17 protein-coding genes are annotated in these 24,610 nt (G+C 42.5%); 9 read left to right on the forward strand and 8 right to left on the reverse strand.

The features are described 5' to 3' along the window. Positions 1-49: 49 nt before the first annotated feature. Positions 50-1,369: a lipid IV(A) 3-deoxy-D-manno-octulosonic acid transferase gene (waaA, locus tag KCG35_RS07350; RefSeq protein ID WP_230409072.1), complete on the forward strand. Its 1,320-nt coding sequence runs from the start codon at positions 50-52 to the stop codon at positions 1,367-1,369. A gap of 127 nt (positions 1,370-1,496) precedes the next feature. Here the strand turns inward: waaA and KCG35_RS07355 are convergent, their stop codons facing one another. Next, complete coding sequence (locus KCG35_RS07355; protein ID WP_215819038.1) at positions 1,497-2,891, reverse strand: TolC family outer membrane protein; 1,395 nt, start codon at positions 2,889-2,891, stop codon at positions 1,497-1,499. A gap of 426 nt (positions 2,892-3,317) precedes the next feature. On the opposite strand from KCG35_RS07355, the gene KCG35_RS07360 reads away from it, so the two are divergent. The 5 genes from KCG35_RS07360 to parC all read left to right on the forward strand — a co-directional run bounded on the left by KCG35_RS07360 (position 3,318) and on the right by parC (position 10,134). Continuing rightward, on the forward strand, positions 3,318-3,878 hold the full coding sequence (locus KCG35_RS07360; protein WP_215819039.1) for a DUF1249 domain-containing protein: 561 nt from the start codon (positions 3,318-3,320) through the stop codon (positions 3,876-3,878). Positions 3,879-4,170: 292 nt separating this feature from the next. After that, positions 4,171-4,974 carry a 3',5'-cyclic-AMP phosphodiesterase gene (cpdA, locus tag KCG35_RS07365; RefSeq protein WP_215819040.1) on the forward strand — a complete coding sequence of 268 codons (804 nt, stop codon included), beginning with the start codon at positions 4,171-4,173 and terminating at the stop codon, positions 4,972-4,974. 290 nt (positions 4,975-5,264) lie between these two features. Then, positions 5,265-5,900: a YqiA/YcfP family alpha/beta fold hydrolase gene (locus KCG35_RS07370; RefSeq protein ID WP_215819041.1), complete on the forward strand. Its 636-nt coding sequence runs from the start codon at positions 5,265-5,267 to the stop codon at positions 5,898-5,900. A 12-nt stretch (positions 5,901-5,912) separates the two neighbouring features. Next, positions 5,913-7,799, forward strand: a complete 1,887-nt coding sequence (gene parE / locus KCG35_RS07375) for a DNA topoisomerase IV subunit B (RefSeq protein ID WP_230409073.1) — start codon at positions 5,913-5,915, stop codon at positions 7,797-7,799. Positions 7,800-7,875: 76 nt separating this feature from the next. After that, positions 7,876-10,134, forward strand: a complete 2,259-nt coding sequence (gene parC / locus KCG35_RS07380) for a DNA topoisomerase IV subunit A (protein ID WP_215819042.1) — start codon at positions 7,876-7,878, stop codon at positions 10,132-10,134. A gap of 83 nt (positions 10,135-10,217) precedes the next feature. Here the strand turns inward: parC and KCG35_RS07385 are convergent, their stop codons facing one another. After that, positions 10,218-11,447: a hypothetical protein gene (locus tag KCG35_RS07385; protein ID WP_215819043.1), complete on the reverse strand. Its 1,230-nt coding sequence runs from the start codon at positions 11,445-11,447 to the stop codon at positions 10,218-10,220. 320 nt (positions 11,448-11,767) lie between these two features. On the opposite strand from KCG35_RS07385, the gene serB reads away from it, so the two are divergent. Next, on the forward strand, positions 11,768-12,973 hold the full coding sequence (serB, locus tag KCG35_RS07390; protein ID WP_215819044.1) for a phosphoserine phosphatase SerB: 1,206 nt from the start codon (positions 11,768-11,770) through the stop codon (positions 12,971-12,973). A 148-nt stretch (positions 12,974-13,121) separates the two neighbouring features. On the opposite strand, the gene KCG35_RS07395 is transcribed toward serB, so the two are convergent. The 3 genes from KCG35_RS07395 to epmB all read right to left on the reverse strand — a co-directional run bounded on the left by KCG35_RS07395 (position 13,122) and on the right by epmB (position 18,459). Further along, the gene (locus tag KCG35_RS07395; protein ID WP_215819045.1) at positions 13,122-15,206 is read right to left on the reverse strand and encodes an EAL domain-containing response regulator; all 2,085 of its coding nucleotides are present in this window, start codon (positions 15,204-15,206) and stop codon (positions 13,122-13,124) included. 210 nt (positions 15,207-15,416) lie between these two features. After that, complete coding sequence (locus KCG35_RS07400; RefSeq protein ID WP_215819046.1) at positions 15,417-17,207, reverse strand: cyclic-di-GMP receptor FimW-related protein; 1,791 nt, start codon at positions 17,205-17,207, stop codon at positions 15,417-15,419. 235 nt (positions 17,208-17,442) lie between these two features. Further along, entirely contained in the window at positions 17,443-18,459 is a 1,017-nt protein-coding gene (gene epmB, locus KCG35_RS07405; RefSeq protein WP_215819047.1) for an EF-P beta-lysylation protein EpmB, read from the reverse strand. A gap of 31 nt (positions 18,460-18,490) precedes the next feature. On the opposite strand from epmB, the gene efp reads away from it, so the two are divergent. Beyond that, the gene (gene efp / locus KCG35_RS07410; protein WP_215819048.1) at positions 18,491-19,066 is read left to right on the forward strand and encodes an elongation factor P; all 576 of its coding nucleotides are present in this window, start codon (positions 18,491-18,493) and stop codon (positions 19,064-19,066) included. Positions 19,067-19,481: 415 nt separating this feature from the next. Then, positions 19,482-20,474: an elongation factor P--(R)-beta-lysine ligase gene (gene epmA / locus KCG35_RS07415; protein ID WP_215819049.1), complete on the forward strand. Its 993-nt coding sequence runs from the start codon at positions 19,482-19,484 to the stop codon at positions 20,472-20,474. 130 nt (positions 20,475-20,604) lie between these two features. Here the strand turns inward: epmA and asd are convergent, their stop codons facing one another. The 3 genes from asd to KCG35_RS07430 all read right to left on the reverse strand — a co-directional run bounded on the left by asd (position 20,605) and on the right by KCG35_RS07430 (position 24,551). Continuing rightward, on the reverse strand, positions 20,605-21,480 hold the full coding sequence (gene asd, locus KCG35_RS07420) for an archaetidylserine decarboxylase (protein ID WP_215819050.1): 876 nt from the start codon (positions 21,478-21,480) through the stop codon (positions 20,605-20,607). A gap of 61 nt (positions 21,481-21,541) precedes the next feature. Then, positions 21,542-22,390, reverse strand: coding sequence for a sulfurtransferase (locus tag KCG35_RS07425; RefSeq protein ID WP_215819051.1), 849 nt, complete (start codon positions 22,388-22,390; stop codon positions 21,542-21,544). A gap of 133 nt (positions 22,391-22,523) precedes the next feature. Further along, positions 22,524-24,551, reverse strand: a complete 2,028-nt coding sequence (locus KCG35_RS07430; protein ID WP_215819052.1) for an HDOD domain-containing protein — start codon at positions 24,549-24,551, stop codon at positions 22,524-22,526. Between the last annotated feature and the right edge of the window lie 59 nt (positions 24,552-24,610).

Genomic DNA, 24,610 nt, shown 5'->3' on the forward strand with positions numbered 1-24,610 from the left:
CATTAATCTTCGTAACTTGTTTTGATTTATCGTTGGTTGGGAGAAATCATTGCTTTCACGCCTGTTTTATACATTGTTATTTTATAGCTTAATGCCGTTTGTGTTATTGAAGCTACTGTATCGTGCTATCAAGGCGCCGGATTATGCTAAGCGTTGGGGAGAGCGTTTTGGTCGGTTTGCTCCCCGGGATTTGAGTCGACCGGCAATTTGGGTGCACTCAGTTTCAGTTGGAGAAACCATTGCTGCGATTCCACTGATAAAGAAACTAAAAGAATGCTACCCCCAACATCAACTTGTAGTAACGACAATGACTCCAACAGGATCAGTACAAGTAAAGAGTAAGTTGGGGGATCAAGTGTTTCATGTATACGCTCCTTATGACTTGCCAGGATCCGTGCAACGTTTTTTAACAAAAATCCAGCCAGAGTTAGCGATTATGATGGAGACTGAGCTTTGGCCGAATATCATTGCAGCATGCCACGCTCAAGAAATTCCTGTGATATTAGCGAATGCACGCCTTTCTAAAAAATCTGCCAATGGTTACGGTAAGTTCAGGTCACTAGTAGAGCCTATGCTAAGGCAACTATCATTGATTGCAGCTCAAGATCAGGCGTCAGCCGATAGATTTAAAGATTTAGGTGTTGAACCTGATAAGGTGTCAGTAACAGGGAGTATCAAGTTTGATCTTCAGCCAGATCAGGCACAAGTTACTATAGGAGAGGAGTTGAGACTGCAGTGGCTAGAAAATGGTAAGAAGCAAGCTGTTTGGGTAGCGGCAAGTACGCATCCAGGGGAGGATGAACTTGTATTAGCTGCTCATCAACAACTGTTGAACTCCCAACCAGATGCACTGCTAATACTCGTGCCAAGGCACCCAGAGCGCTTTAATCAAGTGGCGACATTACTTGAGCAGAAAAGTATCAATTATATCCGCCGTACAAGCCAACAGCTACCAAGCGAACAAACCCAGGTCATTTTAGGCGATACCATGGGAGAGCTTTTGATATTTTTTGCAGCATGTGATGTGGCGTTTATTGGTGGTAGTTTAGTGCCCCATGGTGGGCATAATATGCTTGAAGCATCAGCGCTTGGTAAACCGACGCTGTCAGGGCCTCATGTCTTTAATTTTATGGAGATCAGTAAGTTATTAGCAGAAAGTGGAGGATTACACTGGGTTAATGATGCAGAAAGCTTAGCCATGGAAATTGAAAAGCTCTTCAAGTCACCAGCCCAAGCAAAAGCAGTAGGGCTGAATGGGCTAAAGTTTGTTTCTCTCCACAGAGGAGCTATTGACCGGTTACTTGTTCATATTGCCGCAGTAATTGGTTTAGAGCGAGGTGTTACAATAAACTCCCACCCCAAGGAGTAGCTCAAGTTACGTCAAATTAAAGTAATTCAGAAAGGCAATTTAATTTTTAATTAGCGAATAAAGTGCATATTCAAGCCTTAGAAGTTTCACCTGGCTTGAATATGCAGTAAAGCGATTTTATGAGTCACTATTGGTAGTTTAACGGTGGGAGCAGTTCAGTATTTTGTTTTTTAGTAACCCAGTTATTCAAAGTCTTTAAGTCACGCTCATCTAAGGTGCCTGCCGCTCTTCTTAAGCGCAAGGAGTTAATAATATAGTCGTAACGAGCGTTGAGGTAATCTCGTTGAGAGTTATACAGAACTTGCTGTGCCTGCAATACATCAATGATATTCCGTGTACCAACCTCGTATCCACTCTCTGTTGCCTCAAGAGCACTTGTAGAAGAAATGGTGCTTTGCCAGCGTGCATCAACTTTCTGTACGTCAGCAACAATGGTGTTGAAGAGGTTGCGTGTATCCTGGAAGGCGCTTCGCTGAGCAAACTCCTCTTGTTTTTGAGCTTGCGTCAATTTATGAGTGGACTCCCTGACTTGAGAGCTGGTTAGGCCACCAGAGAAAATGGGTAGATCTACTTGAAGCTTGTATACTGTGGTATTCGATTTGCCAGAAAAATCATCAATTGATGTGTTACTTGAAGCGCCTGCTGTGTGATCATACTGTGCGATAGCATTAACTGTTGGAGCATGACCTGACTTATTTTGTCTTAACAGTTCTTCTGCCGCTCGAACGGAGTCTCTTGCAACCTTGATATCCAGGTTCTGTGTCATTGCATTGTCAACCCAGTCCTTGCTGCGGTTTGGGATAGGGGTTTTGACTGGCATTTGTTTATCAAGTTTGCCAATTGACGATATGTAGTTACCTGTAATGGTCCGTAGTTTTTCTAGGCTAACATCAACATCATTTTCAGCTACGATCCGATCAACGCGAGCAGTGTCATAACTGGCTTTGGCTTCTAAGACATCCGTTTTAGCCACAAGTCCAACTTCAAAGCGTTGCTCAGCTTGGTCGTACTGCCGTTTGAATGCTGCTTCTTTAGCTTTAGCTGTGGCTAAGGTGTCTTGTGCCCGTAATACGTCAAAGTAAGCCTCTGCAACCCGTAAGATGAGCTTTTGCAGTTCAAGCTGAAACTGGTGTTGGGCTTGTTCTGTCAACACTTTAGAGCGTGTGTAACTAAACCATTTACTTAAATCAAATAATGGTTGCCGCAAAGTGGCAGACCAACCATGAGAGTTATAACTGCTGGTCCGGTCAGTAGATGCTAAATCATTAGCATCCAGCAGGTGTTGCTTTGTTTTTTGAGTGTTGGCACTGGCTGAAATTTTTGGCAAAAGCTGAGATCTTCCCTGGTCATCCAGTTCTTCTCCCGCTTTTAGTGCGGCTTTGGCTGCAGCAAACTCTGCATCATTTTCCAGCGCGAGTTGATAAACCTCCATTAGGTTTAGAGGTTCATCCGCAAATGAGGACAGGGGGACGAGGACTAATGCTGTCACCAGAAACCATTTGGGGGAACGTCGCTTTCTCATAATAAAAAGATTCCTGAGCTTTTGGGGTTCTCGTCAGTTTGGTTGGCAAGAACGAATGTACTGTTATAACAAAAAACTGTACTTAGGTTGTTAATTATTGCGCCAAACAATATTCAATAAGAGAAGATTATCAAATATTGATGTGTAATAACAAAGAGTAACAAACTTTAGAAAGTCGGAATGAATAATTACTTGAGGCTTTTATGCTTGAGTATTAAGTCATATTTAACATTAGTAACCCTTTGCTATTAACAAAGGAGAGTGGGGGCGAATGTATTAGCAAAGGGTAATGCGTAAGGCTGGGGCTTAAGTGGTCAGGGCCTATTGATCAAAGGCATTGTATGGTGAGGGGGACTGAAAGAATAAGATTAAACTAGAAAAGTTGTTATTTCGGGTGTTTATTTCCCTAAATAGGGCTTCAATGATATGCTTTTCATAGAAAATGTTGCTATTAAAAGCCTTAATAATCAGGAAATTACCAAGTATAAAGCGTTTTTTTTGTCAAGTTTTAAGTTATTACAAAGCAGTGAGCAGAACATGGGTAAAACTGAATACAAAGTTAGCCTCGTTGAGCTACAAACACAATGTGAAACAAATTATGCTCGCTTACTTAAGCTGTTGCCTGACTTGGCAGAAAAGGAGCAGGCTCACATGGCTGTACGAATGGGAAGCCGGCAGTTTATGGTGACATTTACAGTGGTTGAGCGTTGTAAATATACCACTGTTTTAAGTATGAACTATGAGCAGGGATCTGGTTCCTGGCTAGTGCTCCCACTTTTTCAGGTTCGGCTTTATCATGATGTGAGCATGGCTGAGGTGATCAGTATTCAAAAGCAACGAAATACCGCGCCTAAATACCCTTATCCAAACCCACAGATGCTTCAACCTGATGAGAAAGCACAACATAATCGCCTACTATCCGAGTGCTTGGTAAACTGCTTGGAGCATGGCTATGATCTTGATATGGTTAGCATACCGTCACAGTGAGGCAGTTTTTATGTGAACTGTGTTTGATTATGTGCGATCTTCAGTTGGGGATGGAAACAAGATTGCTATAGTAGAGAAATTGATTGTAAACAGATCAATCGCACATACATTAGGAGTCAGCAGAGCAAAGCAAGTTCGCAGTACCCGACAGGTTAAGAAGAATTATTTGGGTTTTTTAAATAATTTTGTTGAGTACTTGCTTTTGACTGTTGTATTAAAACTCATTCTTGTTTGAGTTTTAAGTGAATTAAAATCGTTGGTCAGCTTTTCACTCGGTTGCAGGAGTCAGACGTTGTCTGCCGACAATTCTAATAATACAGTTACCATTATTCAGATTACGGATAGTCACCTCTTTCAAGCGGCTGATGGTCGTTTATTGGGTATGAATACCCAAGATAGCCTCAAAGAAGTTATTAAAAAAATTCAGCATATCGATAACGTTGATTTGATATTGGCTACAGGGGATATCTCTCAGGATGGTTCGGCGCGATCTTATAAAGAGTTCGCTCGACTGGTTAATGGCATGGGGATAGCCTCCTATTGGTTGCCAGGAAATCATGATGAATTTCGAGTGATGGCTCAATTATTTGCTGGTAAAACAAATTTGTATAAAAAAATTACCATTGGGAACTGGCAAATCATTATGCTGAATTCCAGTATTCCTGGAAAGGTATTTGGTAAATTGAGTCAAGCAGAGTTGAACTTTTTAAACACTTCGCTCAAAAATGCTGAGCGGCCTAATGTCCTTGTTTGTCTTCATCATCACCCAGTGCCTGTAGATAGTGCTTGGATTGACCAAATTGGTTTACATAACGCAGAAGAGTTTTTTGAAGCCCTTGCTCAATATGACAGTGTTCGTGCAATTGCCTGTGGGCATATTCACCAAGAGTATGATCAAATTCATAATGGTATTAGAGTACTCGCTTCGCCGTCTACTTGTGTCCAATTTTCACCTGGTAGTGAGACTTTTCAGGCTGATGTCAGTGCGCCTGGTTATCGTGTTTTCCAGTTGAGAGCCGATGGGGAAATAGGCACATTTGTTGAGAGAGTTACCCACATAGAATTTGAAATTGACTACAGTGTTAAAGGTTACTAGTTTGCTTTTTTTACTTGGCGAACTATGCATTAATAGTCACCAGCTTCTTTCCTCATAATAACCAATTGAATTCAATATCGTGTAAAAGCGCTAACTGATGTATTTGTGTACAACTGAGAGCTGTTAGCCCACCATCATTTTTCCATGATTTAACCTAATAACCAGCTCAGTCAGCCCTGATATGCTATTGAGGCATGTACAGCTAGCCTAGCATTATACTTGTCATTATTGATGAAAATAGACATGTTGTTGGTTATAGCTAGGGCTATGCTCGTGACTCAAGGTAAAATATGCACAGTGAACCTTTAATAATTTATATTCATGGCTTTTTGAGTGCACCTTCCTCAAAAAAAGCACAGCTCTTGACGGAATCTTTGGCACAACAGTGCTTTAAAAGTCAGTGTATTGTGCCTCAACTACCGTGCTACCCGACACAAGCAGCAGAATTTTTGTGGGAACTACTTGCTACGAAGAGTGTAGCTTCTGATGTATATTTGATCGGCAGTTCATTAGGTGGTTATTATGGTGTTTGGCTACGAGAGCACTTACTTGCTAAAAAAGCTGGGTTAGGTTGCGTAAAATTAGTAGCGATTAACCCTGCAATAAAGCCTTATGAGTTGCTATGTAATTACTTGGGAGACAATGTTAACCCATATACAGGGGAAAGGTTCACCCTTACAGAGCAACACATAACTGAACTAAAAGCACTTAAGGTTAGTCACTTGAGTCATCCAGAGGACTGTTTGCTGATGGTACAAACAGCAGATGACGTATTAGATTATCGTCAAGCAGTCGATTTTTTTAAAAGCTCACCACAGGTTATTGAGCCAGGTGGTAGCCACCACTTTGACTATTTTGAGCAACATCTTGAGGAAATCTACAGCTTTTTCGGGATGTTACCACCTGTCGATCATAACAGGGGCTAGTACAGATTAATTATGAGTACATATAACGCTGAATCCATTGAAGTATTAAGTGGTCTTGATCCAGTTCGCAAGCGGCCTGGTATGTACACGGATACAACGCGTCCAAATCATCTCGCTCAAGAGGTGATTGATAACAGTGTCGACGAAGCTTTAGCTGGGTATGCAACCCATGTGAAGGTTACCTTGCACCCAGATCACTCTTTGGAAGTTTCTGATAATGGGCGTGGGATGCCTGTTGATATTCACCCTGAAGAAGGTATTTCAGGTGTTGAGTTGATTCTCACGCGCCTTCACGCAGGCGGTAAGTTTTCAAATAAAAACTATCAGTTTTCGGGTGGGTTACATGGTGTTGGAGTGTCAGTTGTCAATGCACTTTCTAGCCATTTGGAAGTAACCATTAAGCGTGCTGGTCAAATCTATCGCATGGGCTTTTTGAAGGGTGAAAAAGCTCAAGATTTGCAGACAGTTGGCACATGTAAAAAACGGGATACAGGGACAACTGTGCGTTTTATACCTGATGCAAAGTACTTTGACTCAGCTAAATTTTCGGTTGTACGACTACATCATGTGTTACGTGCTAAAGCTGTGTTATGCCCAGGTCTTCATGTTGAGTTTGAAGATCTTGCTACTAATGAAACAGTGAGCTGGTACTACGAAGATGGATTAAAAGACTATCTTATTGCTACCACTAAAGATGCAGAGACATTACCTCCTGACCCATTTGTAGGTTCTATGGCTGGGAAAACTGAAGCGGCTGACTGGGCTGTTCAGTGGCTGCCAGAGGGAGGGGAACAAATAGCCGAGAGCTATGTTAACTTGATACCCACTGCTCAAGGTGGAACCCATGTTAATGGCTTGCGGACGGGGCTTTTAGAAGCCATGCGTGAGTTTTGTGAGTTTCGGAACTTGTTACCCCGGGGTGTAAAACTGGCACCAGATGATATTTGGGATCGCTGCTGTTATGTGCTCTCTGTCAAGCTGGCAGAACCACAGTTTTCGGGGCAGACCAAAGAACGTTTATCATCTCGAGAGTGTGCAACCTTTGTTGCAGGTGTTGTGAAAGATGCGTTTAGCTTGTGGTTGAATCAACACACAGCACAAGCTGAACAGCTTGCAGAACTTTGTATCAGTAATGCTCAGCAGCGCTTGAAGGCTTCTAAAAAAGTTGCTCGAAAAAAGGTCACTGCTGGCCCTGCTTTACCTGGTAAGTTGGCAGATTGTTCCAGCCAGGATCCAGCCTATAGTGAGTTATTTTTAGTTGAGGGTGACTCAGCTGGTGGCTCAGCTAAGCAAGCTCGGGATCGAGAGTTTCAAGCAATCATGCCGCTTCGAGGCAAGATTTTAAATAGCTGGGAAGTGGACTCTGGCGATGTGCTTTCTTCCCAGGAAATTCACGATATCGCAGTGGCATTAGGCGTTGATCCTGGCACAGAAGATATCTCTGGGTTGCGCTATGGCAAAGTCTGCATTCTAGCGGATGCGGACTCTGATGGTTTGCATATCGCCACACTGCTTTGCGCACTCTTTGTTCGCCATTTTAGAGCATTGGTTGAAGCTGGCCATGTGTACGTTGCTATGCCTCCCCTTTACCGAATTGATGTGGGTAAAGATGTTTTCTATGCGCTGGATGATGCTGAAAAGCAAGGCATTCTTGATCGCATTGAGGCAGAGAAGAAAAAAGGAAAAATCAATGTGCAGCGTTTTAAGGGGCTTGGTGAGATGAACCCCTTACAGCTAAGGGAGACGACCATGGCTGTCGATACCCGGCGGTTAGTTCAATTGACACTAGATGATGCGGAAGCAGCCTTTGAAACATTAGATATGTTACTAGCCAAAAAACGAGCTGCTGATCGTAAAGCTTGGTTGGAATTAGTGGGTAACCAAGCTGAAGTAAATTAGTCTGCTTCTTTAGTTGATATACCCTGCAGCAATTAGGGTATACAAGCACTAGCAAAGTTTAAGTGAGTTGGTTGCTATGGAAAATATTGTGATTGGCGATGATGGTGTAGAGCGTCAGTCGTTGCATTCTTATACAGAGAATGCCTATCTGAATTACTCCATGTACGTCATTTTAGATCGAGCGCTTCCACATATCAGTGATGGATTAAAGCCTGTTCAACGTCGTATTGTGTATGCGATGAGTGAGCTTGGCCTAAAAGCGACGGCAAAATTTAAAAAATCTGCGCGTACAGTCGGGGATGTACTTGGTAAGTATCACCCTCATGGTGATTCAGCCTGCTATGAAGCCATGGTGTTGATGGCTCAGCCTTTTTCTTATCGTTACCCATTAGTCTTCGGTCAAGGTAACTGGGGATCACCTGATGATCCAAAGTCATTTGCGGCAATGCGTTATACCGAGGCCAAATTAGCGAATTATGCTGAAGTATTACTGGGTGAGCTAGGACAAGGGACTGCTGATTGGGTGCCTAATTTTGATGGCACGCTTATGGAGCCTTCTTGCCTACCCGCACGAGTACCTAATGTACTATTAAACGGCAGTACGGGTATTGCAGTAGGGATGGCAACAGATATCCCGCCCCATAACTTACGTGAAGTCGTTGATGCCTGTATGCATTTGCTGGATAGTCCAAATGCGACAGTAGAAGATGTTTGTCAGTTTATTCCTGCACCAGACTTTCCTACTGATGCGGAAATTATCACACCGCAAAATGAAATCATTAAAATCTATAAGACAGGTCGTGGCTCATTAAAAATGAGAGCGGTTTACCATAAGGAAAATGGGGATATAGTAATCACTGCGCTACCGCATCAAGTGTCTGGCGCAAAGATTTTGGAACAAATTGCAGCTCAAATTCAAAGTAAAAAATTACCTATGGTATCGGACTTACGGGATGAGTCTGATCATGAAAATCCAACTCGATTGTTAATTGTACCTAAATCCAATCGGGTGGATGTTGAGCGCTTAATGGCGCATTTATTTGCCACCACTGATTTAGAAAAGCCCTATCGTATTAATTTAAATATGGTGGGGTTAGATGGCCGTCCACATGTTAAGCCAATTAATGAGATTTTATCTGAATGGCTGACGTATCGAACAGAGACGGTTCGTCGTCGTTTACAATATCGTTTGGATAAAGTACTCAAACGGTTGCATATTCTGGAAGGACTATTAATCGCTTTCTTGAATATTGATGAGATCATTGAAATTATCCGCACTGAAGATCAGCCTAAGCCTGTACTAATGGAGCGTTTTGGATTGTCTTCTGATCAGGCTGAAGCCATCTTAGACTTAAAGCTAAGGCATTTAGCCAAGCTGGAAGAGATGAAAATTCGAGGCGAGCAAGATGACTTAGCCAAAGAGCGAGATAAGTTGGAAAAAATCTTAGGTTCGGCTGCTCGTATGCGGACACTGATTAAAAAAGAGTTGTTGGCTGATGCTAAAGCGTATGGGGATGATCGTCGTTCACCTATCGTTAGTCGTGCAGAAGCGAAAGCAATGGATGAAACAGACATGCTTTCGTCTGACCCTGTAACTGTCGTACTCTCTGCAAAAGGTTGGGTTAGAACAGCTAAAGGACATGAAGTAGATCCTACTGCATTAAATTATAAGGCAGGTGATAAGTACTTGATGTCTATGCATGGGCGTAGCAATGTACCCACAGTTTTCTTAGACTCCACTGGTAGGGCATATACTTTGCCCACACATACACTACCTTCTGCAAGAGGCCAAGGTGAGCCGCTTACTGGGCGTCTTAATGTACCTTCTGGTGCCGACTTTATTGGTATTTTGTCAGCAGAAGAAGAGTCCAGCTACTATTTGATGGCATCTGACGCAGGCTATGGTTTTGTGGTTCCAACGAAAGAGCTTGTCACCAAAAACCGCTCAGGTAAGGCTGTATTAACCTTGCCTGATGGGGGGCGTGTGTTAATACCTGTCGAAGTGAAGGATGTTGAACAGGACTGGCTAGTAGTTGTCAGCAACGAAGGCCGAATGTTGGTATTCCCCTTATCTGAGCTGCCCGTGATGGCTCGTGGTAAAGGTAATAAAATCATTAATATCCCAGCCCCTAGAGTTGCTGAGCGAGAAGAGTTTGTGGTCGCTATGACGTTGTTTTCACCTAGTGATAACCTGATACTGAAGTCTGGCAGACGGAAGTTAACACTTAAGCCTGCGGATATTGAGCATTACCATGGTGATAGAGGTCGCCGAGGAAGTAAGTTACCTCGGGGCTTTCAAAAAGTGGACTCAATTGAAATAGAGTCAAAAAGTTAGTTCTATCCTTTCTTTTGCTAAGCAAGTGAGAAAAAAGCAGCCTATGTTGGCTGCTTTTTTTTATACCGCTTTAGGGGATTTTGTTATACCGGTTCAGGAGATGGTTGGTATAGGCTAAATATTTTAGCTTCTGGACCAATAGGGCTTGCTTCGAAGGTAACCTGTTTGCAAAACGAAAGATCGTCTTTATGTATTAAGGGGTTGGTTTTTGCAATAGACGCTAATTGTAGGGCAACTGCAAGCGGGTTATGGGCCAATAAAGGGTGAGCATTTTCTTGTGTCTGCTGATCTGCAAGTTCAAGTGCGACACCACAGCCTATTTTGAGGGTATCGAGCTCAGCATCTTTTCTTCTATTTTCCAGTGTGTTGATGAAGGACAGGCTGTGATTGACAAGTTCAGAAAAACTTTGCGTGTCAGAAAAGTGTACGACAGCATGTCCATCTGCAGTGAAACTTAATTGGCCATCATACTCATCAGTAGTGACTTGCAATATTTCAGTAAAGTGACTGAGTAAATCTTGAAAGTCTCCTGTAATCATATACTGCTGTAGCGTAGTTAGGTTATGAAGATGAACGCCAACAATCGCAGTTTGTTGAACATGTTTTTGAGTAGTTTCACCTTCAGGAGGTGGCAGTATTGCACTTAATGCGCGTTGGACACTGCCTATTTCGTCAGGGTGTGTTGACTGGCTTAACGTATGCAAAATACGCTCATCTTTGCGGTTCAATGCGTTTGCCAGTAGCTTGAGACGAAAAGTAAGCTGGTGAGTTTGTCGCATTAAAAGGATCAGTCCACAAATTAATAGCAGTACTCCACTGAGTATGACCATGAACATAGCTTCACGTGCAGGCTTAGTCGTCATAGCCTTATCTAGTCGAACTCGAATGTGACCCACTAAGACATTTTGGTAGTGGACGGGAGTCGAAAAAATAGTGGGGTAGGGCTGACTATTTAGTTTAGATTTAGTTTTAACGGTTGCTAATAAGCGATTATCCACACTAAACACTTCAGCACTATAAATATAAGGGTTTGAGACAAGCTGGTTTAAAAGTACATTTAAACTGAGCTGGTCGCCACTAGTTATCAGGCTTGCAGCGCTCTCAGCCAGTTGGTGGGCGATAGTTTTACCAAACGCATACGCTAAATGCTTATTTCCTGCAGAGATTTCTTCGTGGGCAATAAAGGCAAATAAGCAACCAAAAACCCCTAAAATAAGCGTAAATAAAATGGCAAATTTTTTTCTGATGGACAACTGCCAATGGCGGAGTCGGCGAAAAAGTTGAATAAATATGTTGTTCGTCGGTTCTAGCACGATAATACCAGGGGTGGGGGTAATAAAAAAAGAAGGATAATATCTTATAACTTAGACAATCATAGTTGGGTTATTTTACATTATTACAAGAGATTAAAGGTCTAAATTTGGTTTAAGCATAAATATACCTTCCAAAAAGTGTTTGGCATTTTTTTAATGAGGTGTTGCTTTTCAACTATGCTTTAAACATTTCACTTACTCCATACGATTAGCTACATGTGTAGTGTTTAAGTATGGTGTATTTTGAGTGAATGCGTAATATAACTGACCGTAATATTGCTTTCCTGTTCACTGATGATTAACAGAAGAGGGGTTATAGGGTGGCAGATATTGTTGTACTCAATCTGCAGGGCAAATACCAGCCGACCATTGCAGATCATTTTTTTCAGGTGCTGGCAGGCCACCAGGCTCAAATTCTGGATATTGAGCAATCAGCTTCTCATGAACATTTCAGCTGTGCCGCATTACTAAGCTTGGCAGATAACACTGATGCAGCACTGCTTTTTAAAGATGTCGTCTATTTTGGTCATCGCTTTGGTATTAATGTACACATTGAACCCGTCAGTGAGGATGACTACCAACGGTGGCTAATTGATAAGCAGCATCCTCGCTATATTGTTACGCTACTTGCCAAGCAGGTTACTGCACATTACTTGATGTCAATTAGTCGACTGGCGTTGGAGCATGGACTTACTATAGAGCGTATGGAACGCCTCTCTGCGCCTGTTGATGTCAATACGCCACCTGCTGTCTCATGTATTGAATTGATGTTACGAGGCTTGCCTGAAAGTTTACCCCAGCTTAGAAATCATTGTTTACAGGTTGCCCAGGAGTTGGATGTTGATCTTGCTATTCAGAAAGATAGCGTTTATCGAAGGAGTCGTAGACTGGTTGCTTTTGATATGGACTCTACTCTGATACAGGCAGAAGTGATTGATGAGTTGGCCAAAGAGGCGGGGGTTGGGGATAAGGTAGCGGCAATAACAGAACAGGCGATGCGGGGAGAGTTGGACTTTAAGGCTAGTTTTGCTAAGAGAATGAAACTGCTAAAAGGGCTGGATGAGTCTGTATTGGCTAAGGTTGCTGAACGACTTCAGTTAACGGACGGTACAGCTAAGCTTATTCCGACTTTACATAAACTGGGTTATAAAACAGCGATTATTTCTGGAGGATTTACTTATTTTGCCCGTTATCTTCAGCAAAAACTTGGCATTGACTATGTATTTGCCAATGAGCTGGAAATAGTTGATGGCAAACTAACAGGGGATGTTATTGGTGAAGTCATTGATGGGCAGCGGAAAGCAGCTTTGCTGCAGTCTCTTGCGAGTCAAGAGCATTTAGTGTTGGATCAAGTCATTGCGGTAGGTGATGGTGCTAATGACTTACCTATGCTCGGTGTAGCTGGACTTGGTGTTGCCTTTCGAGCTAAACCCATGGTTAAAACGGCAGCTAAACAATCGATCTCAACCTTGGGTTTAGATGCTCTACTCTATTTGCTGGGGTATCGAGACCAAGACTTACCTTGAGACTTTAAGCTGTCTATCCTTAAGAAAAACAACCCCCCTGTGTTGGGTTTTTCACAGGGGGCAAAGCGTGCTCAAACCACAAATGTAGTGCAAAAAGTCATGTGACTCGCTCAATATTGGCGATTTTTAGTGTGTTACTGAGGAAGGGTTAGTCTTCGTCGCTGCTAAAGTCATAGTCCATTTCAGCCACGGGTCCTTGCAAATAGTAACCTTGAATATAATTAACACCTGCTTGCCAAAGTGTCGCTAATACAGAGGCATTTTCAACCAAAGGAACAATGGTGAGCTTACCCTGACTATGGAGGGAACTGATCATTGTTTTTAGGTTTTCCTGGGTTTCAGGATTGTTTAAGTCTTGAGTGAAGGAACCATCAGTTTTGACATAATCTACTGTAAGGTGTTTTAGATTATTGAAAGGATTGATTGCGCAGCCAAAGTGCGTCAGCGCTACTTTGCAATGCAGTTCTCCAAGGGCTTTGGTTAACTCTTTTGCTTGCTTAAGGTAGGTTGTGGCGTCTTCTTCGCTGATTTGGAAAATTAAACTGTCGCTTGGCAACCGTGCAGCTTTGAGCGCAACACTGACCCAAGGTACCAGCGTTTTATCTTGTAGTGAAGGACCTGAAATATGAATAAACAGTCGTGTACTGTGGCCTTTAGCACGATGTACTGCAAGTAATTTAATTGACTGCAATATAACCCATCGGTCTACTTTTGTAGCTAATTTAGCCTTTTCAGCAGTCGTAAAGATTTCTTTAGTTGGAATCTCTTTTCCGTCTGAATCATATAAGCGGAGCAGGACTTCATAATGCTCTTCGCTGTCTCCCCTTAAACTGATAATAGGTTGAAACAGTAGTTTAAAATCATTTTTCTCTATCCCTTGCTGGATCATAGCGAGCACATTACCTTCGCCGGCTAACTCTGCAAGGTCATCTTGAGCAGTATAAAAAGCAAATTTATTTTCACCTTCGGATTTCGCACGTTCCGTTCCTTTTTGTGCGAGATCTAAAATTTCTTTCACTTTATTGGTTGTTTCGTTAACGATGGTGATACCAATGCTTATTTTAATTTGTACAGTCCGACCTGACACTTCAGATAAGTTATCTTCAACACTTTTACAGATAGCTTTGGCTAAGGTGGAGAGCAAATTCTGACTATCAGTATTTAACAGTGCCATAAAAATGTTATCACCATAGCGGGAGATAATATTGGGTGCAGTGATGTGTGTCTTCAGAAGTGAGCTAATATCCGCCAGTACTAAATCTGAGTCTGCTAACCCAATTTGCGCGCGAATTGCGTCAAAATTATCCAGTGCAATATAAAATAAACCGCTGTTTCCTTTGCCGTCGACAGCACGCTCAACGGTTTTTTCAAGCTGTTCTGTAAAGAACTGACGATTGAAAAGTCCAGTGACTAGATCTTGCGTACTGATTTCTTTTAGTTTTTCTTCAAGCTCAGCATTGCCTTTGTCAACACGAATAATTAACTGGGTACAAGGCTCTCCATCATAGGTTGCTGGGGAGAAGGACATACGGGCTTTGAACTTTGAGTCATCAGCTTTAACTCCTTGACAAACCAGGTCTTCAGAGTTGCTATCACCTTGCTGATAATTTTTGAGGAAACTTTTGAATTGAGCCTGATCTTCTGATGCCAGTAGGTCAATAATTGGCAAGCCTTCCATTTCTTCTGGGTCATCATAGCCGAACAACTCCACATAGGACTTGTTGACATAAATATGCATACCATCATGAACGTAAGCAATAGCATCTACTGAGCTGTTTAGCAGCAGCTGACAGCGTTTTTCTGTTTCACGAAGCGATACTTCTGCCTTACGACGCATTCGGCGTTCTAGCAGGTTATCGACTTCTCGGAATGAAACAAGCACCAGGCGACGTTCTTCACCATAAAGTACTATGTCCTTATAGCCTTGCTGTAAGGCTTCTGTGAATCCTTCTGAATCATAGCTTTCTTGAAGCAGAATAACAGGAAGGTCTTTATTGAGTTTTTTTACTGTTGCAAGTGCTTGATCACCATTTATTTCATCCATTGGATGACTAGCGATCAATAAATCCCATAATTGGCCATTTAAAACATCTTCCAGGTCTACAACTGAGGTAACGCGATGGGCACGAGTTGCTCTGCCGGCATTACGAAAAAGACTAACAACTTGCTCAGCTTCATTTTGTGAAGCTTCAATAATTAATAGACGAATTGTGTTGGCTTCTACTTGTTGCATATTTGTTCCATTTTCTGGAGTTGACCCACTCCAGGTACAACTTGGGCAATTAATTGTCTTGCACGAAAGAGCAAACAACTGTGGGATTGTTTCTGGTTAAACTTATCTTTCAGGTTCAGCTCAAAAGTGTGAAGGAAGCGCACATTACACACCTAAATTATCGGTTTGTCACACATCTATAGAGTAGCAGTTCACATAAAAATAAGTTCATTAAAGGATATCCCAAATTCCCCCAAATTCGTCATCATCATCTTTATTTTTTGGTTTGTGAGTACTTGGTTGCTTGTTGATAGAGGAGTCTAGATCCGTTAGGTGAAATTCAAACTGATTGAAACTTGAGGTGGAAAGAAGCAGATTGGTAAGTTGAGCTTTATGAATGACACCATCAAGGTTAACTTTTATTTTGTGTCCTACCTGAAAGGGAATACGTGGTGTTATCAGTGAGGCAGGCTGGTCGAGAGCTTTAATTTCTGGTACAAAAAAACCACGCATATACTGGCTACTATCTTCTATTTTTCGCAAAAGGCACATTGCACAAGGGCGAGCATTGCACGTCAGCAGTTCGATACCAAGTTCTACCTGATTTTCAGCTTCAAGGTGGAGCCAGCGGATAATGGCCAAGTTCCATGAGTTGTACTCAACTTCGTGTATACCCAGCAGTTCTCCTGTTTGCAAGTGTTGTGGAAGATGGCCTTGCCAGCTGACACAGTAGCCACCAGGACTGGTATTTAATAAATTAGCACTAAAGACTGGAAAGATGGGTTTGTGTTTTCTTTCTTCTTCTGGGGTATAGGAAATATTAGCTTCATCTTTGGCCAGTACTCGCTGTTCGTTATGGCGGGCATCAAATGCTGGAGACCATACATCATATTCTTTTTTATCAAATCGCTCTTTTTGGCGTTCAGGAATATGATCTGCTACATGCTGAACCTCTAGCCAGAGACGAAATTCTTGTTTACCACATAAGTAGTAGTGAGTTGCTGTCAGCCCAACAGACAGCTCAAGCGTGCCACTTGCAGGTATACGTTTGAAAGTTCGTTTTTGTATGGGGCCCCAAGCATGAGACAGGTGTAAAAGTAACTCTTTACTGATGGCTTTGGGGATTGTTAGTTCACACTCATCAGGGTCTTTTAGAAATAAATTGATCGTTTCCGTTAGTTCGGTTGGCTCAAGCGCTCGATGATGGGTTTTTAGTGTTTTACTGTAGAGTGCGCGATAGGCTGGACCCATATCACTTTCTAAATCGATGATAAAGGTTGTTGGAATGTTGTCTCGGGCAGGACCTAATACGACAGCATCAGTCCAGTACTCAAGAGCATTAAAGATTTGTAATAAATCTCCCTGGCGTACTTGGTTAGGCCTGCTACAAGCAAGTAATAGCATGCGCTTGTAATTGGCTTCAATTGTGTAGTCGTGGATAAAGGAGTTTTGAGGATCACTCACGACTTGTTGAAGCAACTGAAGCGATTCGGCTAATCGATAAAGCTGATGTAACTCATGCCACAAATTTTTGGGGATAGGGCAGTAGAGCTGGTATGCACGTAATAGGGTGTGAGAAGTATCACTCATTGCTCGGTGAGTGGCGTTTACCAATAACTCTTTGCTGCCTTCTGGCCTTTTACCACCAAGCAGCATATCTCGGACAATATGCTTATAACCAATTGTGAGTTGGTACTGAATGGTCTGGGCTAAATTGGCTATTTTTCGCTGCTGCTCTGTGAGAACAATTGAATGCCCTAAAAAGTGCTTGCCAAGCTGGTCACAGACGTAATAACACTGTGGCCTGAAGAGTTCCATAATATCGAAGCGCGGAGCATAGGATATTTGCAACTGATTTACTTCTTGTAAGGCGTTATACAACTGCTTGGCCATCACCCCTAAATTGGCTTTTGGCAAGTCAGTTAGCCAGGTCTCGATTGCATCTGGTGATGCATCTGCAAATGTCAGGCTAGTTCGACATTGCTTGGGTACTTTTAAATCAAGCGATTGATGAGTGCTCATTTAGTAAACTACATTGTAAACAGATTATCATCGAACGTTCTTACTAATTATATAGACCACATTTGACGACTGTGGCGGTTATACTGAATATTAAGTGTAAGACATCAGTTGTATATGATAAGGATGACAATACTGTTGAACTCACTTTATGCCTATTTTTAGGGGCTGAGAGTGAAGTGATGTCATATTTGATAAGGCATGAGTGAGAAGTTTATTAAACTGAGTATTGGAGGCGCTAGAGTAAAGGCTGAAGAGGAAGTTTACTGGCAGCACCTGCTTGCTCGATGGTAAGTTTAGGTATCAGGTAGCCGCTTCCCAGTTTCATCATTTGACCAACAATACGCTGTGCTGTGGTGTGGTCTATATCAAAGTGCGCAGCACCCTGTACTTTATCCAGAACGTGCAAATAGTAAGGGTATGCCCCCCACGATATGAGCTTTTCACTCAATTTGATGAGTACCTCTGGGTTATCATTCACACCTTTAAGCAAAACTGTTTGATTGAGTACCATGCAGCCTGATTGTTGAAGTTGTTGGAGTGCATAACCCACATTGTCATCGATTTCATTTGGATGGTTGCAGTGAACTACGACGAGTGTCTTAAGGCGAGTTGATGTCAGCCAGTCTAATAACTCTGTACAAACACGCTCAGGAATAACAATTGGCAGTCGAGTATGTACTCTTAACCGCTCAACATGTGGTATTTCAGCAATTGACTCTGTTAACCATTTAAGCCTTTGATCATTTAAGGCTAATGGATCGCCTCCGCTATAAATAACTTCACGAATTGTGTCGTCTTTGGTGATATAATCCAGCGCCTCCTGCCACTGGCGTTTATTTAACCGATTTTCCTCGTAGGGAAAATGACGTCGGAAGCAGTATCGACAGTTAACGGCACAGGTGCTGCCTACAACCAGTAATACCCTACCACTATACTTGTGGATAATTCCCTTTTGAGTGTTTTTGGGGCGCTCTACTAAAGGGTCTACACTATAACCTGCTGTGGAAATGAGCTCAGCTGCAGTAGGTAAAACCTGTTGTAAGAGTGGGTCATTGATTTCGCCCTTGCACATACGTTGTAAAAAAGGGTGGGGCACTCTCAGTGGAAATGAACCACTTGCCTCTAAAGCTGCTGGAAGTAGGTCGGCATCTAAGCCAAGTAGTTCGAACAGTTCATGTGGATTGGTAATTGATTCTGAAAGAGTTTGTTGCCAGCGACTACCCTGCACATAGGCTGCTGTTCGCGTTATCATAGGCTCTCAAATAATCTATTGGTGAGGAAATATGGCTAGCTATTCTACCAATGAATTTCGCTCAGGTCTCAAAGTCTTATTGGAGAATGAGCCTTGTGTAATTTTAGAAAACGAATTTGTAAAGCCTGGCAAGGGGCAAGCATTTAACCGAGTCAAACTTCGTAATTTGAACTCTGGCCGGGCTTGGGAAAGAACCTTTAAATCAGGTGAGTCTCTAGAAGCTGCCGACGTGGTTGATAAAGAAATGGAGTATCTTTATACCGATGGTGAGTTTTGGCACTTTATGCTCACAGATGGTTCTTACGAACAGTATGCTGCTGATAAAAAAGCAGTGGGCGATACCATTAACTGGCTCAAAGAGCAGGATGTATACGAAGTTACGCTTTATAACAACGCGCCTATCACTGTATCACCTCCAAACTTTGTGGAGTTAGAGGTGGTTGAAACAGATCCAGGCTTGAAAGGGGATACCGCTCAAGGTGGTAGTAAGCCAGCAACATTGAGTACGGGAGCGGTGGTTAAAGTGCCTCTATTTATCAATCAAGGCGAAATTTTGAAGATTGATACACGTACGGGTGATTACGTGAGCCGTGTAAGTAATAAATAGTGAGCGTTTAAATGAAAGTGGAGAGGACTGTTTTTGCTTCCTTAAGCCACTTTCATTAATAATGAAATAAGCGTAATTACTAATAATAATCCACTGATAGTGTGGTTTTCTTATTATTGTAATTTCCTTTATGCGGCCTTGCATGTTAAACGCTACTCTTTAAACAATATCAACTCAGCATGGTGTTAATTTTAGGGTGTTTCGTAACCTCTAAAGACACCAGCGCTTAATAAGCATCTTTGATCGTACTTTGTGAATCACTTTTAGGAGGCTGTGGCTATTTTACCCAGTCACTTAGATTCGCTTATGGGATTTCTTTATTTGATCGCAGCACCTAAAACGCGATTAGTAATGGGATATTTTCACAAAGTAAGCTTTGATCACGATCTTTTCTTGGCTAATGGGGTGATAAGCCATGACTACAGAAACCGACTGGCAGCCAACAGCTTCTTTGGAAACGATAAAGCTGCGAGCTAATTTATTGAGCAAAATTCGTAGCTATTTTCAGCAGCAGAATGTTTTAGAAGTTGAAACGCCAGTAATGTCTCATGCTGCTGTATGTGATGTGCATATTGAGTGCTTTTCGACTGATTTTAAGCCAGTGAGTCAATTCGAAGGAAAGACAGTTTATCTTCATACCTCACCTGAGTATGCAATGAAAAGGCTTTTAGCGGCTGGTTCTGGGGATATTTATCAAGTATGTAAAGTATTTCGTAATGGTGAAGCGGGTGGGCGCCATAATCCTGAATTTTCTATGCTTGAGTGGTACCGGGTTGGGCTTGATCACCATCAGCTAATGGATGATGTCACTGGTTTGCTTAGTCATGTATGTGATTTTACAGAGCTAAGGCGTGTTTCTTACCAGCAGTTATTTGAAGAGCATTTGGGGATTAATCCCCATCGGACTGCAACTCAACAGTTAACCAAGCTAGTTAAAGAAAAAGTGGATTCAGAACTTTCTGGATTAGAGCGTAATGCGCTTTTAGAACTACTTTTCACCCATTTAATTGAGCCTTCATTGGGGTGGTCTGCAGAGAACAAGTTGGCGGGGGTTTATGTCTATGATTTTCCTGCATCTATGGCTGCATTATCTCGTGTCCAGTTAGACACAGAAGGACAGCAAGTCGCAAGTCGGTTTGAACTGTTTATTGATGGTGTTGAGTTGGCAAATGGTTATAACGAATTGGCTGATGCGATAGAGCAAGAAAAGCGCTTTAAGCATGATAGGGGGAAGCGCCAGGAGCTTGGTTATGAAGTCAATCCAATTGATGAGCACTTATTGTCTGCACTTCGGGGTGGTTTACCAGACTGTGCTGGTGTAGCACTCGGTGTTGATCGCTTATTGATGCTGCTGGCGGGTACTCATTCAATAGCAGATGTGCTTTCTTTCGATTTTTCCCATAGCTAACTAAATAAGCTGGTAAAACAAAGTAATGTTAATGCTTGGCTAGCATGCTCTGCTGTTTAATTAAAATAAGCGTAGCCTTATAGAGTTGAGTATTATTAGCCAAGCAATATTCTCATGTTATGAGGGTGTACTACGGGTTATTAGACTTCCCACTTCGTGTGGCAATAGTTTCACCCATAACAACAGGACTGCCAGCATTCAGCTCTGATAACCAATGAGCAGCTTGTTCAGGTAGTAGTACAATAGCCGTTGAACCTAGTTTAAAGCGACCAAGTTCGGCTCCTTTTTCCAGTTGAATTGGTTGGTTAGCCGCTTTGGTGTAGCTTTTCCGTTGCAGTATGCGTCTAGGAGGGGTTACCAGACCAGCCCAAACAGTTTCTATACTGGCAACAATCATGGCTCCAACTAGAACAACAATCATTGGACCAAAATCTGTCTTAAACACGCAAACCACACGTTCATTTTTGGAAAATAAACTGGGTAGTTCTTCTGTTGTTGCATCATTAACAGAAAACAAATGCCCTGGAACATAAATCATTTGTTCCAGTTCGCCTGCGTAAGGCATATGAACACGGTGGTAATCTCGTGGAGAAAGATAAATGGTTGCAAAGTGCCCATTATTAAATTGCTGTGCAAGCTCGTAGTCACCGCCAATTAATTCACATAAGCTAAAGTGATGGCCTTTAGCCTGAAACACCTGACCACGCTCAATGTTACCAAGTTGACTTATTTTGCCATCAGCAGGTGATACTAAGTGAGATGAATCTTCAGCAATGGGTCGAGCCCCTGCTTTTAACGCACGGGTAAAGAAGTCATTGAAATGCACATACGCTTTAGGGTCAGTGTGCTCTGCTTCTGTCATGTTGACGTTATATTTTTTTATAAACCACTTTATAAAAGCCTGATTAAATCGTTGGGAGGGGCTTTCCGCAACCCAATAAGCAGCGCGGGATAACAGGTGTTGTGGACATAAGCGTTGTAAAGCAACAAATAGTTTACTATTCACTCGATCACTCTCAAAAAGCAGTCAAAACGAAAATAATCAGGTTATTTAACTTGTCTGGAAGCTATTGTTCGATGGGGGTGTTTGGATCATTACCCCATTCAGACCAGGAGCCATCATAAGCTTTAAGCCGTTGATAACCTAGCACTTTGGCAACTAAATAGGTAAAACCTGACCGATGATGTGACTGGCAGTGAGTTATTACGTTTTTGTCACGTGTTATACCCAGGTTGTTGAGGATTTTGCTGGCGTCTTCCCGAATCCTTAGCTGCCTGTCTGGGTCCATCAACGCTGTCCACTCTAAGTTAATCGCTCCTGGCATATGACCACTACGCAGCGCCAACTGTTGTTCACCGTGAAACTCTGCTGGAGAACGGGCATCCCAGATCACCGTATCCTGCTGCTCTAGGCTTGATAACACATAAGCTTTATCTGCGCGTGGCTCTATACGAAGTTTTAATTGGGGCGCTGTTGGGTGAGGTTGTGATGGCTCAGTTGATAGAGTTCGGCCTTCAGCGGCCCATGTGATACGACCACCATTAAGATAAGAACTGTAGAGATGACCAATACAATCTAGTGTCCAGATAAGACGACCAGCCCAGCCACCACCTTCATCATCATATGCAACAATATGCTTGTCAGGCTGATAACCAATTTCAGCAAGAATGGTCTCAAGCTTTTTGATATCAGGTAGCTTCCCTTTTGCTGGTTCTTCACCACTTTGTAGTGCTGCTCCTGGTAAGTGGACTGCACCTGGAATATGCCCTTGCTGATAGTTTTCTGTTGAAGATAAGTCAACAATCAATAAGTTGGGGGTTGAAAGCAGTGGCTCAAGTTCCTCTGGCTCAAGTAGTAAAGGGAGATGGCGAAGGGGGTTTGTATCAGATATTTGGTTATTTTGTGTGTTACTCATTAGAGACCCATTCTCACACTGGCAAGAGACGTACTTATTTAGGCTTATTTAGTCATTTTTAAACAGCAACCATGCCATGCAACCGTTGTGCTGGCAACTTTTGGTGCTTTTTATTGCGTTTGATTTGGTTTTTTTAACGGACTTGGCTTCTGCCTCGAGTTAAGTGTTTTAAAACTCTGGCGGCACCTTTACAAACTGAGTTGAAATACTTCAGGTCGTTAGTAGTAAGTTCAGTTTGTGAAATACCTAAGTCTGCATAAATCATTGCAATAGGGCGTTTATTGGTATGTAAAGTAGCCAGTAGAAACATCTGAGTATTGACATGCTGTTTTAACTTGCTTGGGAGTTTAAACCAAATATTGTTGGCTTCTTTTGCATTGACCCATAAAACCTGCTCTTTATTGAGTAGTTGTGTCATGGGAGATTCTGGAGGAAGCTCAAGTAAAAACTTTAGTGGAATATTGTTACTCATAGATATATGAGAAACCAGTTTGTCTCGCTGCTTATTAGGTAATGCGATAACCACACGCTCAAACCCTAAAGCAACATGTAATACATTAGCCGTTTCTTCCAGTAATTGGCCAAGGCTTTTATAGAGCTCAGGGTAGCGAGAAAAGCGCCCTAGACTAACTTTTACGCTATCGAGATCAATTTTACGTTTAATTTGTGGTGGTTTAGCCGTTGGTGCTTGTTTTACTGGCGTTGTGTTTTTTTCAGGCGTTTTACTTGCTTCGGCTGTTGGTTGAGAAGCTGGAGATTGTGGTGGTTTTTGGTGTTCACTATTGCTGTTTAGGCGAGCTTTACTTTGTTGACTTTTCGTAGCCTGGATAGGAGGAATGGCTGATTTAGCGTTACTAATTTGCTGTTTTGCTGTCGGTTGCGTTGTCTTACCTTTCCATAAGCCAAACTTATCATCTGCGATTTGAGGTTGCTTGCCAGAAGTGACCTTGTCTTCCTGTTGAATCGACTGTGGGGCCGTTTTCTTAAGCGGAACAGAGGGTTGTTTTGCTCTGCCTTTTGCCCCTGGCGAGGAGTCACTCGTTTTTGTTTCAGATTCACCGGTTAATACTGAGTGAAAATCAGCTTCAGCAAAAAATACTGTGGCGAGAGGTGCGGGTTTCATCACAGGTAACAATAGGTTAGAAGCGCTTAAGGCTTGTTGAAAAGCATCATGATGTGCTTGAGGGAGAGGCTTATTGGCATAGAAAGCAAGCAGCCTAAGAATTCGATTTGTGTGTCGGCTTTGCCAAGAGAAGCTGGTTTCCCAACTCAGTTGATTACACAGTAATACAGGAAGTGCAGGGCTTGCGAAGGCAATTCTGAGCGAAGGGATATTTTCAAGTTCTTGCCGAAAAGCATCTGCGCGCTGCTGCTTTTCGGGTGGCAGTTGCTTGACGCGTGCAAGTTTGGCCCAAAGTGTTGGGGAGGCAGCTAACAAAGGGGAGAGCTGCGACATAGGTAACACTGGTAGCTTCCACTCGTTGCTCATTATTAGTTGCAAGGTGTCGACAGTACAGCCGAGAACATCACGCTCAGCCTCCTGTCGTTGTTGGTGGTTGAGCCTTACCTGTCGCTCAATAGTGAGCATTACCTCAGGAGCCCACAACCATAATCCCCAGTAGGTAGCGTGAAAAAATAGCGCTAACCAAAAAACTTCGTCCGTTTGTTTCTGTTGTACTCGAAGCTGGTGCCAGTAACTTGCCTGAAAAGCCGCATGCATACTGCAGGTAATCATGCGGCAGTAAAAACGGTGGTTAACATGATTGGTGTTAAGCGTTAAGGCGGGCATGTTATTAATAAGTGCTGCAAGCTTCTTGACGCCAAGTAAACTCAAGGCTTGTTCAAGATGGCGTACTGGGTCTGTTCCTTTTTTTATTTCCTGATTAACCCGTGTAAATACATGCCAGCAGGCAATGGGGCATCGGCGAAATTGATGTGCGATATCGTTGAGTGCAATGCTGGGTTGCTGAATGAACTCAAGTAAATTGGCTTTAATTTGAGCATCAACAGGAAAGGGCTCATTTGTCAGCAGATTCTGCCAGTGTTGAATTCCTTTTGAGGGAGAAGCTCTATCCATAAGAAATTTGTCGAATATCAGTTGATGACCTTTACTTGAAAAGAGAACAAGTAATCCAGTTTGCGCCGACAGGTGTTCTCTCATCTGCAAGTATAGCCACAGGATAGCGTTATATGTTTACAGGTTGGACTTCATAATAATGA

Source organism: Zooshikella harenae (genome assembly GCF_018837975.1).
GTDB lineage: Bacteria > Pseudomonadota > Gammaproteobacteria > Pseudomonadales > Zooshikellaceae > Zooshikella > Zooshikella harenae.

Coding starts and splice junctions, on each gene's coding strand:
- KCG35_RS07355 (WP_215819038.1), bottom strand. CDS start 2,891: ATGAGAAAGCGACGTTCCCCCAAATGGTTTCTGGTGACAGCATTAGTC.
- KCG35_RS07360 (WP_215819039.1), top strand. CDS start 3,318: ATGCTTTTCATAGAAAATGTTGCTATTAAAAGCCTTAATAATCAGGAA.
- KCG35_RS07370 (WP_215819041.1), top strand. CDS start 5,265: ATGCACAGTGAACCTTTAATAATTTATATTCATGGCTTTTTGAGTGCA.
- parE (WP_230409073.1), top strand. CDS start 5,913: ATGAGTACATATAACGCTGAATCCATTGAAGTATTAAGTGGTCTTGAT.
- parC (WP_215819042.1), top strand. CDS start 7,876: ATGGAAAATATTGTGATTGGCGATGATGGTGTAGAGCGTCAGTCGTTG.
- KCG35_RS07395 (WP_215819045.1), bottom strand. CDS start 15,206: ATGCAACAAGTAGAAGCCAACACAATTCGTCTATTAATTATTGAAGCT.
- KCG35_RS07400 (WP_215819046.1), bottom strand. CDS start 17,207: ATGAGCACTCATCAATCGCTTGATTTAAAAGTACCCAAGCAATGTCGA.
- epmB (WP_215819047.1), bottom strand. CDS start 18,459: ATGATAACGCGAACAGCAGCCTATGTGCAGGGTAGTCGCTGGCAACAA.
- efp (WP_215819048.1), top strand. CDS start 18,491: ATGGCTAGCTATTCTACCAATGAATTTCGCTCAGGTCTCAAAGTCTTA.
- epmA (WP_215819049.1), top strand. CDS start 19,482: ATGACTACAGAAACCGACTGGCAGCCAACAGCTTCTTTGGAAACGATA.
- KCG35_RS07425 (WP_215819051.1), bottom strand. CDS start 22,390: ATGAGTAACACACAAAATAACCAAATATCTGATACAAACCCCCTTCGC.
- KCG35_RS07430 (WP_215819052.1), bottom strand. CDS start 24,551: ATGAGAGAACACCTGTCGGCGCAAACTGGATTACTTGTTCTCTTTTCA.